This is a genomic window from Kribbella pittospori (genome assembly GCF_004331465.1).
GTDB classification, from domain to species: Bacteria; Actinomycetota; Actinomycetes; order Propionibacteriales; family Kribbellaceae; genus Kribbella; species Kribbella pittospori.
Window position 1 is genome coordinate 1 of record NZ_SJKB01000025.1, and the last position, 16,069, is coordinate 16,069.

General features: G+C 64.5%; 10 protein-coding genes. 9 read left to right on the forward strand and 1 reads right to left on the reverse strand.

Features of this window, described 5'->3' with window-relative positions; genetic code table 11:
- From E0H73_RS41575 to E0H73_RS41615, 9 genes are all read left to right on the forward strand, one after another.
- The coding region (locus tag E0H73_RS41575; protein WP_238164613.1) for a BON domain-containing protein at window positions 1-574 on the forward strand (574 nt) is incomplete at its 5' end.
- Between the two features lie 986 nt (window positions 575-1,560).
- The gene (locus E0H73_RS41580; RefSeq protein ID WP_131366272.1) at window positions 1,561-4,953 is read left to right on the forward strand and encodes a glycosyl hydrolase; all 3,393 of its coding nucleotides are present in this window, start codon (window positions 1,561-1,563) and stop codon (window positions 4,951-4,953) included.
- Window positions 4,954-5,398: 445 nt separating this feature from the next.
- The gene (locus E0H73_RS41585) at window positions 5,399-6,913 is read left to right on the forward strand and encodes a sugar ABC transporter ATP-binding protein (protein WP_131366124.1); all 1,515 of its coding nucleotides are present in this window, start codon (window positions 5,399-5,401) and stop codon (window positions 6,911-6,913) included.
- 8 nt (window positions 6,914-6,921) lie between these two features.
- A complete protein-coding gene (locus E0H73_RS41590; RefSeq protein ID WP_131366126.1) occupies window positions 6,922-8,001 on the forward strand; it encodes an ABC transporter permease in 1,080 nt (359 codons plus the stop codon).
- Complete coding sequence (locus E0H73_RS41595) at window positions 7,998-9,041, forward strand: ABC transporter permease (RefSeq protein ID WP_202867850.1); 1,044 nt, start codon at window positions 7,998-8,000, stop codon at window positions 9,039-9,041. The genes E0H73_RS41590 and E0H73_RS41595 overlap by 4 nt, the downstream gene beginning before the upstream one ends.
- A gap of 13 nt (window positions 9,042-9,054) precedes the next feature.
- Complete coding sequence (gene rhaS / locus E0H73_RS41600) at window positions 9,055-10,101, forward strand: rhamnose ABC transporter substrate-binding protein (protein WP_131366128.1); 1,047 nt, start codon at window positions 9,055-9,057, stop codon at window positions 10,099-10,101.
- A gap of 73 nt (window positions 10,102-10,174) precedes the next feature.
- A complete protein-coding gene (rhaI, locus tag E0H73_RS41605; RefSeq protein ID WP_131366130.1) occupies window positions 10,175-11,341 on the forward strand; it encodes an L-rhamnose isomerase in 1,167 nt (388 codons plus the stop codon).
- Between the two features lie 53 nt (window positions 11,342-11,394).
- Window positions 11,395-13,431, forward strand: coding sequence for a bifunctional aldolase/short-chain dehydrogenase (locus tag E0H73_RS41610; RefSeq protein ID WP_131366132.1), 2,037 nt, complete (start codon window positions 11,395-11,397; stop codon window positions 13,429-13,431).
- A 33-nt stretch (window positions 13,432-13,464) separates the two neighbouring features.
- Entirely contained in the window at window positions 13,465-14,514 is a 1,050-nt protein-coding gene (locus tag E0H73_RS41615; RefSeq protein WP_131366134.1) for a LacI family DNA-binding transcriptional regulator, read from the forward strand.
- 9 nt (window positions 14,515-14,523) lie between these two features.
- Here the strand turns inward: E0H73_RS41615 and E0H73_RS41620 are convergent, their stop codons facing one another.
- Complete coding sequence (locus E0H73_RS41620) at window positions 14,524-15,969, reverse strand: lyase family protein (RefSeq protein WP_131366136.1); 1,446 nt, start codon at window positions 15,967-15,969, stop codon at window positions 14,524-14,526.
- Between the last annotated feature and the right edge of the window lie 100 nt (window positions 15,970-16,069).

Here is a 16,069-nt window from a genome sequence, read left to right on the forward strand (position 1 = left end):
AGCCGTGGCCTCGCCAAGGCCGGCAGTCGCGATTCCTCCGGCGACTGGTAGAACCACTCCGCAACAATCGAGTACCGCCCTGCTCGGGGGGCAGGGCGGCGCTCGTGTTCCATCACAACCCGAGAAGGTGAACCATGGTGACAGTGAAGCGGCGCTGGAGGCGATGATGACTATGCGCAAACTGCTCGCAACCGCCGCGGTGGCCGGTGCCGCCGTCGGCGCGAAGATCGGTATCGGCAGGCTGCGGCATTCCAGCCGCGCCGAGCGCACGGTCGCGGATCTGCGCCGCCGGGGCCGTCATTGGGTCGGCCAGGCGAAGGGCTTCGCCTACCACGCGCTGCGGCGCCATCCGGACGCCAACGTGGACGACGCGACCCTGGCCGACCGCGTGCGCTCCAGCATCGGACCGCTGGAGAAGCGGCTCCACGTGCCGCGCGTGCTCGTCACGGTCGAGAACGGCACCGTGATCCTGCACGGCGAAATCCCCAACAGCGAGGCGGAAACCGAGATCGTCAACGCCATCGACGGCATCGCCGGCGTCCACGAGGTCCGGTCACACCTCACGTCCGCCTGACACCATCACGAGACTGCTTGCTCGCGCGTGGCCGCCAGCGTTGGGACCAGCGCGCCGGCGGCGGCACCAGGCAGCCCTGGCTAATGTCCGGCTCGCCGCGCCGAGCCGTCTCGCGTCCGACGGACCAGCTCAGCTCCGGATCGCACCCTCGGCGGCCGTTCAAGGCTCGGCGACGGGCTGGACGCCCAGCCTTGCGCGGCCGCGGCATTTCTGTGGGCCCGGAGATGTCCGTCCCGTCCCGGGGTTACAGGCTGGAGGCTGGGTCAACTGCACGCGCGGGGGCGAAGACCTCGCGGATCTCGAAAGCGAGCGCGTTGAGGACTGCGATCTCGCTGTGGGAGCGGAGTGACATGAGCATGGGGATATTCTGCGATTTGTCACATGTCCAGAATCGTCGCCCCCGGGCGCGTCCTTGTCACGCCATGGTGGCCGGCCGTGGCGAAGCTCAATTGCAGTCGATGTCCTCAGCCTCGAGCTCGATCGGCTCACCACCGTTCACGAACGTGATCAAGGCGTCGAGCTGGCCAGAGAGTCGATCCGCGTACTACGACATGCTCCTCGGTCTGGCGATCGGGAGGGGCTGACTCCGCATGTCCGATTGCGGACTCTTCGGGCGGAGGCGTTGACATCGACTCCGGCCGGGCGAAAGATTACCAACGCATGCATTGAAACGTTCCACAAGATCTCTTCCCGGAGACGCCCATCGTCATGGATAAGGCGGAAAGTCGGCTTGGAACGTTTGTAGCGATGGTTTCGAACGCATCGTGCTGCCCGACCGCCAAGGGAGGTTGGCTCGTGCGTGGAGCCATCCGCTCGCACTCTGCCTTGCCTGGGAGCCGCCCGGGAGTGACCTCCCTGGCAGGTCGAGTCGCCCTGCGGACTACGTGCGAAGCACACGCGACGCCACCGGCCGGCCGGTGGCATTCGCAACGCTCGGGGATCCATTCGTAAACAGCAAGAACTTCCCGCCCGTCTCAGGAGGACCGATGGAAGACAGTAAGCCCGCTCTTGACCGTAGAGATTTCCTCAAGGTGAGTGGCGGCGTTGGCGCGGCGCTGGCGCTGTCAGGCTGGGTCGGTGCCGACTCGGCCGAGGCGACGTCGACGAACGTTGCCGACAGGTTCATCGCGGCGCAGCATGCGCTCTTGGACGACCCAGCAGGCAAGTACCGGCCGGCGACACGGTGGTGGCTGGCCGAAGGCCTGCACACCGACGCGACCATCATGAACGACATGAAGACCCTCCACGAGATTGGCATCGGCGGGGTCGAGATCGTCTGCATGCCGGAACCGAACCTGGACAGCAACCTGAGTGACACGGTCTTTGTCAGCAACACCACCGGGAAGACCCCCCAGCAGATCTACAGCTGGGGATCTGATGAGTGGAAGAACGACACGAAGCTCATCATCCAGCAGGCCAACAGGTACGGCATGAGCTTCTCGATGACCAGCGGAACCCACTGGGCGAACGCGAACCTGCCGATCGAGAACCTCAAGTTCGATGACGACGGTGCGGGCAAGGCGCTGGGCTATGCCATTCAGACCACCACCGGTGGTGCCGCGTTCACCGGCACGCTGAAGCGCTCGAGGATGACGGTGGCCGGGCCTGTGCGGCAGGACCTGATCGCCGTAGTCGCCAAGCGCCGAGCCGATGACAACACCGGCTCGGTCACCTCTGACGGCAGCATCTCGGGCACCATGAGCTATACCGACGAGTCGGTTGTGCTGACCGACAAGGTCACCCTCGACGGTGTCCCGGTGACGCCGGCGACGATGAACGACCCGACCGGCAAGGCCGCGTATGCGCTGAACTGGACGCCACCGGCCGGGGCGGGAACGTGGGACATCTACGCGTTCTGGATGCAGGCCACCGGCCAGTCGCCGACGCCATCGGCCACGACGAACGTGACGATCAACTACATCGACCCGGCCGGCATGCACGCGTTCATCGACTACTACCGCAATCACGTGTTCAACGACCCGGAGCTGAAGCAGGCCATCATCGACAACGGCCGCGGCGAGATCTACATGGACTCCCTGGAGATCTCGACCAGCAACTCCAACGGCGGTGAGTTCTGGGGCTCCACACTCATGAACGAGTTCGAGACCCGCCGCGGCTACAGCCTCGAGCCGTACCTGCCGTACGTGATCAGGCTCGGCGGCCGCGCCCGCGACACTGCATTCCCGATCGTCGGGGCCGACCAAGTGGCGGTGAAGAAGGTCCGCAACGACTTCTTCGAGACGATCACCGACATGTACATCGACAATGTTCTCAAGCCGCTTCGGGCCTACCTGCACGACGAGATGAACATGAAGTTGCGGGCCGAGATCACCTACGGGGTGAACTATGAGATCACCACGCCGGCCCAGGGGGTGGACTACGTCGAGACCGAGTCGCTGGAGTTTGGCAACCAGATCGATGGACATCGCACGCTCGCGGGCGCTGCCCATGCCAACGGCATTCGCTACTCCAGCGAGACCGGCGCCGGCAGCGGCCAGAACTACGCGTGGCCGCAGGACGACTTCATGCAGATCATGAACACCCAGTTCGCCTCCGGCATCCAGCACACCGTATTCCACGGCTACGCGAGCATCTCGGGTGCCGACTCTCACGACCCGTCGAACCCATGGGACGGCACCTACTGGCCCGGTCATGAGGGCATGTACTCACGGCACTCGGAGCGGTGGGGCCCCCGGCAGCCGGAGTCCACGCAGTACGGCGACTACATGCCGATGATCGCTCGTACCCAAGCGGTGCTGCAGCAGGGCAAGGCGCAGATGGACGTGGCGGTGCTGCGCACCGACTACGCCTTCAACAACGGCCGGCCGACTATGGACAACATGCGGCACGGCAAGGCTGGGTATTTCAAGGATCTGGAGTTGCAGGACAACGGCTACACCTACGACTACTTCGCGCCTGAGATTCTGGAGAACAAGAGCGTCAAGTACAGCAAGAACGACGGTCTGATCCCGGAGAACGTGGGTTATCGGGCGTTGGTGATCTATCAGGACTCGATCCGGTTGAGGAGTGCGGAGGCGATTTACGATCTTGCTCGCCGGGGTCTGCCTGTTGTGATCGTCAACGGTTTGGTCGAGACGTTGAGTTCGACCAGGAACTATCTGAACGCGAAGGCGGCGGTCCACACGCTCGGTAACGAGGGTTCTGATGCCGAGTTGGCGAGGGTGATGGCGCGGTTGGTGAAGCTTCCGAGTGTCGAGGTGGTTGACGCGGATGTTCCGCAGAGTGCGACGAGTCCTGATCCGGGGGATCCGGATTACGAGAAGACGTACTACTACGGCAAGACCGGGGTGTACGACGCGCTGCGGCGGCTTGGGGTGCGCCCCCGGGCTGAGTTTGCCGAGCCGAACCAGACCATCCTGACCGCCATGCGCAGGACCAAAGACACGGTGTATCTGTGGGCCTACAACTTCATGGACAAGCGCGGCGACTACACCCTGGGCTGGGATTCGATTCCGATCGACTCCGAGACGGTTACGGCGACGATCAGTGTTGATGCGGTGGGCAGGCCGTACAGCATCAACACCTGGACAACCGAGACCGAGCCGCTCGCCACCTACCAGATCGCCGGTGGGCGGACGTCCTTCGACGTGACCCTGGCGCCCGGCGCGACCACGGTGGTCGCACTCGACCTGAAGAAGAAGACCGCCGCGCCGGTGCGATCCACGAACGCGGCGAAGGCCATCATGACCGCCGATGGCCCGGCCATCCTCGCCACCAAGTCCGGCAGGTACACCTCCACGCTGGCCAATGGCTCCAAGGTGACCACGCAGGTCTTCGTCCCGGCCGGCATCGACCTGACCAAAGCCACGTGGAACCTGACGCTCAACAGCTGGACACCTGGGCAGAAGAAGACCCTCACCGAAGCCCGGGACGGCTACACCACCAAGGAGGTCTACTACGAGACCAACAAGACCGACATCAACGTCGGCACCACCCCGCTCATCGCATGGAAGGACATGACTTTCACCCAACAGGATCCGAAGTCGGTGTCGGGTGTGGGCACCTACACCACCACGTTCACCCTGCCCGGGACCTGGGATGACACAAACGGCGCCTACCTGAACATCGACTCCACTGGCGGTGCACTGGCATCGGTCTGGGTCAACGGGCACAAGATCACTGGCTACGACTTCATCGCCGGACGCATCGACGTCAGCACGGCCTTGAAGGCTGGCAGCAACACGGTCAAGATCGAAGTGGCCAGCTCACTGCGCAACCAGATGCTGGCACGGGGATACCCCGACCTGCTCACCACTGATGCGAGGGCCGGGTCGGTGGCATCGTACGGCCTGCAAGGCAACGTCTCACTCGACACCTACACAGTTGCAGTGCTCGAACCGCGGAGTCCTCACCACTAGGCCGTTCAGCGGCTCGCGGTATTCGGCCGGGATCGGATCGACAGTGAATGCCCGGCCGCGGGGATGGTCCGTCGTCATGAGCGGCGGGACCATCCCCGCGTCAGGGCGGCGAAGTTTCACTCGAAACCTACACAGTCTCAGTCGTTGAACAGCCGGCTCGCCCGCCGCGCTGATCGCGCCAGCTACAGGTGCGGTCCCATCGCTCATGAGCGATGGGACCATCGCTGCACCGGTCAGGGTCCTCCGGTTGTGTGTGACCTCGGGCGTCCTGCAACGTTCCGATATAACGTTTCAGCAATGGGCTGTGGATTGCGCTTTCCGGGTTCGGAAGGCCTGGAGTCGAAAGCTCTACAGGCGAAATCCGTCATTGCCTCGTGCTTGACACCGCGCCCGAGGTAGCCCTAGTTTCAAAGGAACTTGAATCCTTTCAACGAGTCAGGTGCTCATGTCCAACGCATCATCTGTCGCGACCCTTCAGTTGATCGAAGTGTCGAAGTCGTTCGGCCCGGTGGTCGCTCTGAGATCGGGCAGCCTCGAGGCGCGTGCCGGCTCGATTCACGCTCTGGTGGGAGAGAACGGTGCAGGCAAGTCCACGCTGGTGAAGATCGTTGCCGGCGTCTACCGCAAGGACGCCGGCACGTTCCTGATCGACGGGGAGCCGGTCGACTTCGGCTCGACGGCCGAGTCCAAGGCGGCCGGTATCGCTGTCATCTACCAGGAGCCGACGCTGTTTCCGGACTTGTCCGTCACCGAGAACATCTTCATGGGGCGCCAGATCCTTGGTCGCGGACGACGCATCGACAAGGGCGCGATGCACACCGAAGCCGAGAGACTCTTCAAGAGCCTGGGCGTCCATATCGACCCACGCCGACCCGCGCTGGGGCTCTCGATCGCCGACCAGCAGATCATCGAGATCGCGAAGGCAATCTCCTTGGACGCCAAAGTTCTCATCATGGACGAGCCCACCGCGGCTCTTTCAGGTGTCGAGGTGGAGCGCCTCTTCACCGTCGCTCGTCAACTCCGCGACGAGGGACGTGCTCTGGTTTTCATCTCCCACCGTTTCGACGAGGTGTTCGCTCTGTGCGACACGGTCTCGGTCATGCGCGACGGGTCCTACATCGAGACCCTCGCCATCGCGGAGACCAGCGTCGGCGAGATCGTCAACCTGATGGTCGGGCGCGAGATCGCCGAGCTGTTCCCGAAGCAGGAGACAGAGATCGGTGACATCGTCCTCAGCGTCGAGAATCTGACGTCTGCCGGTATCTTCCACGACGTAACGTTCACCGTGCGCCGCGGGGAAATCGTTGGCCTCGCAGGTCTCGTCGGGGCCGGCCGGAGCGAGATCGCGCGAGCTGTGTTCGGCGTCGACCGGTACGACGCCGGAACGGTGACCATGAAAGGCACGAAGGTCCCGCAACGAAACCCTCGGGGCGCGATCAAGTCCGGCATGGCGTTCATCCCCGAGGATCGCCGCCAGCAAGGACTGGTCACCGAGGCCTCGGTTGCCGCGAACATCTCCGCTGTGATCCGGGAGTCCCTCACGCGCGCCGGTCTGCTGACGCGATCCGTGGAGAACAGGGCCGTCGCACCGTGGGCGTCCCGCCTGGAGGTCAAGACCAACGCATTGGACGCGGCCGCGAAGACCATGAGCGGCGGCAATCAGCAGAAGGTCGTCATCGCAAAGTGGCTGGCCTCACAGCCCGACCTCCTCATCATCGACGAGCCCACACGAGGTATCGATGTGGGGACCAAGGCGGAGGTGCATCGGCTCCTGTCCGAGTTGGCAGGCCGGGGTGTGGCCGTCCTCATGATCTCGTCCGAACTGCCTGAGATTCTCGGCATGGCCGACCGGGTGCTGGTCATCTGCGAGGGTCGGCTGACCGCCGAATTCTCCCGAGAAGAGGCAACCCCTGAGCGCGTGATGCACGCCGCCACCGCCACCCAGGAGGTCGCCTCATGACCCAGGAAATGAGAGACACACAGTCGCCGACCGATACCAGCGCCCACCTGGACGACAAGACCGCACTACTGGTCGAGCCGAGTGTGCTGTCCAGTCGGGAACGCGCGTTCAAGACCCTGCTGCATTCTCGCGAGTTGTCCATCTTCATGGTGCTGCTCCTCGTCATCGTGGTGGCGACGATCAAGAGTCCCAGCTTTGTCTTCAGCTCAAGTGGGTGGCGGGACCTGCTGCTGACGCCGGCCATCATGCTGCTGTTGGCTGTCGGCCAGACGGTGGTCATCATCACCCGCAATGTCGACCTGTCGGTGGGATCCGTGCTGGGGCTGACTGCCTACCTCACCGGGCGGCTCTTCATCGACCACCCCGGTATCTCGATGATTGCTGTGTTCGCCCTCGCCGTCGTTGCAGGTGCATGCCTCGGGTTGGTCAACGGCGTCCTGGTGGGGTATGGCCGGGTGCCGGCGCTGGTCATCACGCTCGGGACTCTCTACATCTATCGCGGGATTGTCCTCACCTGGGCTGGTTCCAGCCTGATCAGCGCCTCAGAGATGCCGGCCGCGTTCCTCAAGCTGGGAACTGAGCAGATCCTGACCATCCCCGTTCTGTTCATGCTTGCCGTCCTGATCGTGATCGTCGTCGGCTACTACCTGCAGACGGCAAGGTCAGGCCGGGAGCTGTACGCCGTCGGGTCCGATCCGGATGCCGCCGTACTTTACGGTCTGCCTGTACGCCGTCGGGTCATCGGCGCCTTCATCCTCTCCGGCGCCCTCGCAGGACTTGCTGGGGTGGTCTATGCCGCCCGCTACGGGACGGTGTCATCCGATGCAGGCACAGGCATCGAATTGCAGGCGGTTGCCGCGGCGGTGATCGGCGGTGTGGCGATCTTCGGCGGCTCGGGAACTGTCTGGGGCGCCGCGATCGGTGCGGTCCTGCTGGTCACGATCAACCGGGCGCTGCCCATGGTCGGGATCTCGGACTTCTGGCAGCAAGCCTTGGTGGGTGCCCTGATCATCGCCGCAATCGTTCTGGATCGGGTTCTCTCCGCCCGCCAGGCCCGCAAACTCATCGAAGCGAGGGACGAGTCGTGAGCGAGAAGACGTACGCGGCGTATGCGCACCCGTTGTGGAGACGGCTGCTGTTCACCCGTGACGCCGGTGTCATCGCACTCGTCATCCTGATCTCGATGTGGGGCTACAGCAACATTCCCTACTTCGGCGACACTCTGACCCTGACGTACCTACTGCTCGACATGACAACGATTCTCCTCATCGCCCTTCCGATGACGTTGGTCATCATCACCGGGGAGATCGACCTGTCCGTCGCTTCCGTGGTCGGCCTGGCCAGTGCCGTTCTCGGATTGCTGCACGAGCACGGAGTCGGCATGGCGACCTCGTGCATCATTGCGCTCGCAGTGGGCCTGATCTGCGGCGCCTTCAACGGGTTCCTGGTGGCTTACGTGGGCTTGCCCTCGCTGGCCGTCACCATCGGCACACTGGCCCTGTACCGCGGCGTGGCGGTTGGGCTACTCGGCACCACCGCCGTGACAGGCTTCGCCCAGGACTGGACGAAGCGTGCCGCCCAGGTCATCGGCGCCACCGGAATTCCAACCATCATCGTTCTGTTCGCGGTACTGGCTGTCGTGTTCATCGTGCTCCTGCACTTCTCACCATTCGGCCGTGGCATCTACGACATCGGCTTGTCCACCGAGGCTGCGAAGTTCAGCGGCGTCAATGTCAGGCGCACGAAACTGATCCTCTTCTGCCTCACCGGCGTCGTCTCCGCCCTGGCAGGGATCTACTTCACTCTCCGGTTCGGCAGCGCCCGTGGTGACAACGCGACCGGGCTGGAGCTGCAGGTCATCGCCGCCGTCCTTCTTGGTGGCGTCTCGATCTTCGGTGGTCGCGGACGGCTCCCAGGCGTCATCGCGGGGGTCCTGCTGATCGGGGTCATCTCCAGCGCCCTGCGACTGCAAGGAGTCACGGTCAACATCATCAACATCATCATCGGGCTGCTGCTTGTGCTGTCAGTCGTCTCCACAACTGTCCTGGCGTGGGTCTCCGACGCCGCGGCCAGGCGCAAACGGGCTTCCGGCCCACCACAGCCGTCGCAGAGCGTCGGAACACACTGAAAGGAACTCAACGATGCGTACCGTCAACAGTCGAAGTGCGGCGGTCGGCGCTGCCGGCTTGGCACTCGCGCTCGCCCTGACCGCCTGCAGCAAGGCCGACACCGGATCGGGATCATCGGGCTCGGACTCGACCGGCCAGTCGACCCAGGCGCTCAACGTCGTCTTCATCCCGAAGAACCTCGGGAACCCGTACTTCGACGCGAGCGATGCCGGTGGCAAAGCGGCGGTCGACGAACTCGGTGGAAAGTACTCCCAGGTCGGCCCGCAGCAGGCGAGCCCCGACGCACAGGTGCAGTACATCAATACGGCCGCACAGCAGCACGCCAGCGCGATCGTGATCTCGGCGAACGATCCCAAGGCGATCGGTGACGCCCTCACCCAGGCCAAGACCGCCGGAACGAAGATCGTCACGTTCGACTCCGACACTGATCCGCAGTACCGCGATGTCTTCGTCAACCAGGCGTCGGCCGAAGGTCTGGCCAAGGCCGAGGTCGAGGGAATCGCCAAGGAGATCGGCGACTCCGGGGAGATCGCGATCCTGTCCGCTGCGGCGAACGCGACGAACCAGAACACCTGGATCGATCTCATGAAGAAGGACCTCGCGGCGAACCACCCGAACATCAAGCTCGTCGACACCGTGTACGGCAACGACGACGACCAGACGTCCTTCGACAAGACTGCCGCGCTGCTGCAGACTCACCCGCAGCTCAAGGGAATCATCAGCCCGACCACCGTTGGCATCGCCGCAGCGGCGCGCTACTTGTCGACGTCCGACAAGAAGGGCAAGGTCGCACTCACCGGTCTGGGCACGCCGAATCAGATGCGTCAGTACGTCAAGGACGGGACCGTCAAGGAGTTCTACCTCTGGAACCCCACCGACCTCGGTTACCTCGCAGCCTATGCGGCGGACTCTCTTGTCAAAGGTGACATCAGCGGCAAGGAGGGCGACTCGTTCAAGGCCGGCAAGCTGGGCGACTTCAAGGTCGGCGCCAAGGGAGAGGTCCTTCTGGGGGATCCCACGGCCTTCAACTCCAGCAACATCGACCAGTTCAAGTTCTGACACTTCCGAACGCGACGCCCGGGCCGGGGACTGCTGACCCGGGCGTCGCAGAACGATGGAGAGAGAAGACACCATGAGGACGTTCGCGGAGATCACCCCGCAGCTGGAGAATCTCGCTGTTGAGGTTCCGTCCTGGGCCTACGGCAACAGCGGCACGCGGTTCAAGGTGTTCTCCACGCCAGGTACGCCACGCACCGTTCAGGAGAAGATCGACGATGCCGCTCAGGTGCATCTGCACACCGGCCTCGCGCCTTCGGTCGCGCTGCACATCCCTTGGGACAGTGTCGACGACTACGCGGCGCTGTGCCGGTACGCCGAGGATCGGGGACTGCGGTTGGGCACCGTCAACTCCAACACGTTCCAGGACGACACGTACAAGTTCGGGTCTCTCACCGCGGCCGATCCATCCGTCCGGCAGAAGGCGATCGACCATCATCTGGCTTGTGTCGACATCATGAACGAGACGGGATCCCGCGATCTGAAGATCTGGCTTGCCGACGGCTCGAACTATCCCGGCCAGAACGATCTGCGCCAGCGCCAGGAAACCCTGGCCGAGTCGCTCGCGACGATCTACGCCGCACTCGGTGACGAGCAGCGGCTCGTCCTGGAGTACAAGTTCTTCGAGCCGGCGTTCTACGCCACGGACGTGCCGGACTGGGGTACGTCATACGTTCACGTGTCCGAACTCGGCGACCGCGCGAAGGTGTGTCTGGACACGGGACATCACGCGCCGGGCACCAACATCGAGTTCATCGTCGCCCAGCTACTTCGCCTCGGCAAGCTGGGCGCCTTCGACTTCAACAGCCGCTTCTACGCCGACGACGACCTCATCGTCGGCGCGGCCGACCCGTTCCAGCTGTACCGGATCATGGTCGAAGTCATTCGCGGTGGGGGACTGGCTCCGGACAGCGACTTGGCGTTCATGCTCGACCAATGCCACAACATCGAGGACAAGATCCCTGGCCAGATCCGCTCGGTTCTCAACGTCCAGGAGATGACCGCGAGGGCCCTGCTGCTGGACCGTGAGGCACTGACCAAGGCGCAGGCCGCAAACGATGTGCTGGCCGCCAACGACATCCTCATGGATGCCTTCTACACCGACGTGAGGCCCGAGCTCGCCAGTTGGCGACAGACGAAGGGACTCCCGGCAGACCCGATGTCCACGTTTCTCGAGTCTGGCTACCTGCAGCAGATCGCATCCGATCGCGTCGGTGGGCAGCAGGCGGGCTGGGGGGCTTGAACCCCGCGCAGTTGACCGGTTCGTCCCTCCTGAGCGCTCAAGGAACCATCTTCATGACCAACTCCGCAGTCTCCGAGCTCGTCAGTCGGTCGAACCGTCTGGGCGGCGATCCGAGGAACACGAACTACGCGGGCGGCAACACGTCCGCGAAGGGCATCGAAACAGACCCGGTCACAGGGCAGGATGTCGAACTCGTCTGGGTCAAGGGCTCCGGTGGTGACCTGGGCACGCTGACCGCATCGGGGCTCGCGGTGCTGCGCCTGGACCGGATCAGGGCGCTGGTCGACGTCTACCCGGGCGTCGACCGGGAGGACGAGATGGTCGCCGCATTCGACTACTGCCTGCATGGCAAGGGCGGGGCCGCGCCGTCGATCGACACGGCGATGCACGGCCTGGTTGGCGCCGCCCATGTGGACCACCTGCACCCCGATTCCGGGATCGCCCTTGCGACGGCGGCCAATGGCCCGCAGCTGACCGAGAAGATTTTCGGACATCGGGTCGTCTGGCTGCCGTGGCGTCGGCCTGGCTTCCAGCTGGGCCTGGATATCGCCGCGATCAAGGAGTCGAACCCCCAGGCGGTCGGCTGCATCCTCGGCGGGCACGGCATCACCGCGTGGGGGGCGACGAGTGAGGAGTGCGAGAGGAACTCGCTGTGGATCATCGACACGGCGGCGGCCTATATCGAGGCCAACTCGAAGCCTGAGCCATTCGGGTCGGTGCTGCCGGGATATTCCGCACTGCCTGAGACCGAGCGGCATGCCAAGGCCGCGGCGATCGCCGCCAAGATCCGCGGGCTGGCGAGCACCGACCGGCCGATGGTAGGTCATTACACCGACTCCGAGGCGGTGCTGGACTTCCTCGCACGAGCCGAGCACCCGCGACTTGCCGACCTGGGGACGAGTTGCCCGGACCACTTTCTGCGCACCAAGGTCAAGCCGCTCGTGCTCGACCTGCCCGCAACAGCGACAGTCGAGGAGATGGCAGCCCGGCTGAGAGAGCTCCACGAGCTGTACCGCGCCGAGTATCGCGCCTACTACGGCCGGCATGCCACGCCCGACAGCCCGGCGATGCGCGGTGCTGACCCGCTCATCGTCCTGGTTCCCGGCGTGGGGATGTTCTCGTACGGCCGGGACAAGCAAACCGCGCGTGTGGCCGGCGAGTTCTACGTGAACGCGATCAACGTCATGCGGGGCGCGGAGGGACTGTCGACGTACACCCCGATCGACGAGAGCGAGAAGTTCCGCATCGAGTACTGGGCGCTCGAGGAGGCGAAGCTGCAGAGGATGCCTCAGCCCAAGCCTCTCGCGACGCGGATCGCCCTGGTGACAGGGGCGGCATCCGGCATCGGCAAGGCCATCGCGACGCGACTTGCCGCCGAAGGTGCGTGCGTCGTCGTGGCTGACCTCGATCTGGCCAAGGCACAAGGCGCCGCTCAGGAGATCGGCACTACCGACGTCGCCATCGGCGTGCGGGCCGACGTGTCGGACGAGGCCGCTGTACAGGCCGCCGTTGACGCTGCCGTGCTTGCTTTCGGCGGGCTGGACCTGATCGTCAACAACGCCGGCTTGTCGCTGTCCCGGTCGCTGCTCGACACGAGCGTGGCCGACTGGGACCTGCAGCACAACGTCATGGCCAAGGGCTCGTTCCTGGTATCCCGCGCCGCAGCACAGGTCCTCATCGACCAAGGTCTGGGCGGCGACCTGGTCTACGTCTCGAGCAAGAACTCCGTGTTCGCGGGCCCGAACAATGTTGCGTACGGCGCGGTCAAGGCCGACCAGGCGCACCAGGTCCGCCTGCTCGCGGCCGAGCTCGGCGAGTATGGCGTCAAGGTCAACGGCATCAACCCTGATGGCGTCGTCCAGGGCTCCGGTATCTTCTCCAGCGGCTGGGGCGCCAACCGTGCCGCTGTCTACGGGGTTGAGGAGAAGGACCTCGGCGCGTTCTACGCCAACCGCACCCTCCTGAAGCGCGAGGTCCTCCCGGAGCACTGCGCCAACGCCGTCTTCGCGCTTGTCGGCCCCGACCTGACCCACACCACCGGACTCCATGTTCCCGTCGATGCCGGCGTCGCCGCCGCGTTCCTGCGCTGAGCGGCAAGGTGGCGCCGTACAGGAGGACGGCGAATGGTTCGCAGACGCAAGAAGGCGAGTGTCAAAGATGTCGCCGCCTTGGCGGGAGTATCACTCGGGACGGTCTCGAACGTTGTCAACTCTCCCGAAATAGTCAGCGCTGATCTCCGCGCACGCGTTCAGGATGCGATCGACAAGCTGGGTTGGATTCCCAACGAATCGGCCCGTTCCTTGCGAGTGGGCCATAGTCGGTCGATTGCCTTGGTGATCATGGACATCAGCAATCCGTTCTTCACTGATTTGGTCGTCGGAGCTGAGGACGCGCTGGAGGACAACGGCTACACCGTGCAGGTCGGCAACAGCCGCAACGACGAGCGGCAAGAGCGCAAGCATCTCGGCGCGTTCGCACGCCAGTCGCTGAGTGGAGTGCTGCTGTCACCCATCCGCGGGCCGAGTGACGCGGTAACGGATCTGCGTCTACGAGGGGTACCTGTCGTTCTCCTGGATCGAACCGGCAGCCAGTCCGAGTTCTGTTCGGTGTCGGTGAACGACGTCGAGGGTGGCCGCATGGCCCTTGCACATCTGCTCGAGCAGGGGCATCGGAGTATTGCGGTCGTTGGCGGACCTGGAGAGCTGCAGCAGGTCTCCGATCGCCGCCAAGGGGCCGAGCTGGCCGTGTCGGTCTACGAGTCCGCGTCGCTGTTGGTGATGTCGACGGATCAGCTTGACGTTTCCTCCGGCGTACGAGCCGCGGAGACGATCGCGGTGTTGCCCGACGGCGAACGCCCCACCGCGGTGTTTGCCGTCAATGATCTGTTGGCCATCGGGCTGCTCCAAGGATTTGTGACGGCGGGTCTGCGCGTGCCCGACGACGTCGCCATCGTTGGCTACGACGACATCGAGTTCGCCGCCGCGGCGGCGGTTCCGTTGTCCTCGGTGCGTCAACCACGCAAGGCACTGGGTCGGCGCGCGGTGGAGTTGCTGTTCGAGGAGATCAGGGCGGGAAGCCTTGACGAGACGCACGAGCATGTGCAGCTGAAGTTCAAACCTGAGCTCGTTGTTCGCCGGTCGAGCGCGAAGCGCCCGTTCGCCGCAGTGCGGTAGCCCCGCGTGTCAGGCCGCGAGGCTTCCGAGTTGTTGGAACCGTGAGATCAGGAGGTCAGCCGCGCCGGCGAGTCGGCTTCGGTGGTTGTCAAGTGTTTCTGTGTCCTCGGCCAGCTGTGATCGTTGTGTCGTCAGCATCCGGCGCGTTTCGGCAAACTGCGGGCCGCCTTGACCGGCGCGGGTCGCGACGAAATGCCGGGGATCCAGAGCGGACTCGTATTGTTCGGCCGTCAGCGGGAAGGCGGATCCGGTGGCTGCGAGGTAGACGTCCTGTGCGTGCTCGTAACCGATCTCAGTGGGTGTGAGTCCTCTCGCGCGGCCGTAGTCGGTCAGGTCGGACGCGAAGTGGTGACCAGTGCGGAAGGGTACCCGCGCAGCGGCGTACAAGAGGTCCGCGAGCTCGGTCATCGTGGCATAGTCGTGGCGGCATTCGGCCAGGGCAAGGTCCGGATCGACCTCCAATGCGTCGACCACCTGGGCGGTGAGTTCGAGCAGGATCCTGGTCTCGTCGCCGGCCAGCTGGGTGAGGCTGTCCTCCCGGGGATCGGGCATCCCGGTCGGCAGGTTGTGCGCGGAAGCGAAGAGTGCGCCGTGCCGGCCGATCACTACGGCGGCGAGTTCTCGCATCGTCTCGAGGGCCGACGGGTTCCGCTTCTGCGGCATCATGCTGCTGATCCCCGTGAGGGAGCCGTGGGTGATGTGCAGCCACGGTCGTGGGCTGAGGTATCCCGCGTGGATGTCCTGGGCGAATTGGGTCGCCTGAACGGCAAGAGTCGCGAAGGCAGACCCTGCTTCCAGCACGGCGTCGGTCGGGGCGACATGGTTGGCACCGTAGGAGTTGTCCACCACGCCGTCGAAGCCGAGCAGGCGCGCGAGCAATCCGCGGTCGACGTCGAATCGTGAGGTGGTCAGGGCGCCGGCGCCGAGCGGCGATTGATTGGCGCGGCGATAGGACTCCGAGAGCCGAGTGAAGCCTCGGCCGAACGACTCGCAGATAGCCAGGAGGTAGTGGGCGAGCGTGGTGGGTTGGGCTTGTAGCCCGTGGGTGTAGCCCGGGATCACAGTCTCGATGTGATCGCCGGCGAGTGCGAGCAGTTGATTCCGCAAGGTGTTGACCGCGTGCATGACGTCGAGAAGTGCGGTCCGCAGTACATCACGGCAAACGGCGGAGAACATGTCCTGCCGGCTCCGGCCGAGATGGATCAGCGATGCGTCGTCGCCGACCAGCTCCACCAGCCTGGCTTCGACCTCGAGATAGTCCGTCCATACATCGGGGCGTTGTTCGCCCGCAACGCGGTCGATCGCGCCGGCAAGGCGACCCGCCTGGACGGCGTCCACCAGCCCCGCGGCGTGCACCGCCACCAGAGATGCGCGGTTGAGGTCGGACGAGAACGCAGTGATTGCCTCGCTCGGGCGAAAGATGAGCGCGCGAGCCTCGTCGTACGGCGTGCTCATGCGCCGGCCGGCCGGGCGCGCTTGATGGTCATCTGTGGACTGAACCCTCTCGGTGCTGCTACACGGTGTAAAACGATACAATCCTCACATCCCGTTGTGC

Bases quoted from the DNA above. Each gene is read 5' to 3' on its own strand.
- E0H73_RS41585 (WP_131366124.1), top strand. From the start codon at position 5,399: ATGTCCAACGCATCATCTGTCGCGACCCTTCAGTTGATCGAAGTGTCG.
- rhaI (WP_131366130.1), top strand. From the start codon at position 10,175: ATGAGGACGTTCGCGGAGATCACCCCGCAGCTGGAGAATCTCGCTGTT.
- E0H73_RS41620 (WP_131366136.1), bottom strand. From the start codon at position 15,969: ATGAGCACGCCGTACGACGAGGCTCGCGCGCTCATCTTTCGCCCGAGC.
- E0H73_RS41610 (WP_131366132.1), top strand. From the start codon at position 11,395: ATGACCAACTCCGCAGTCTCCGAGCTCGTCAGTCGGTCGAACCGTCTG.
- E0H73_RS41580 (WP_131366272.1), top strand. From the start codon at position 1,561: ATGGAAGACAGTAAGCCCGCTCTTGACCGTAGAGATTTCCTCAAGGTG.
- E0H73_RS41590 (WP_131366126.1), top strand. From the start codon at position 6,922: ATGAGAGACACACAGTCGCCGACCGATACCAGCGCCCACCTGGACGAC.
- E0H73_RS41615 (WP_131366134.1), top strand. From the start codon at position 13,465: ATGGTTCGCAGACGCAAGAAGGCGAGTGTCAAAGATGTCGCCGCCTTG.
- rhaS (WP_131366128.1), top strand. From the start codon at position 9,055: ATGCGTACCGTCAACAGTCGAAGTGCGGCGGTCGGCGCTGCCGGCTTG.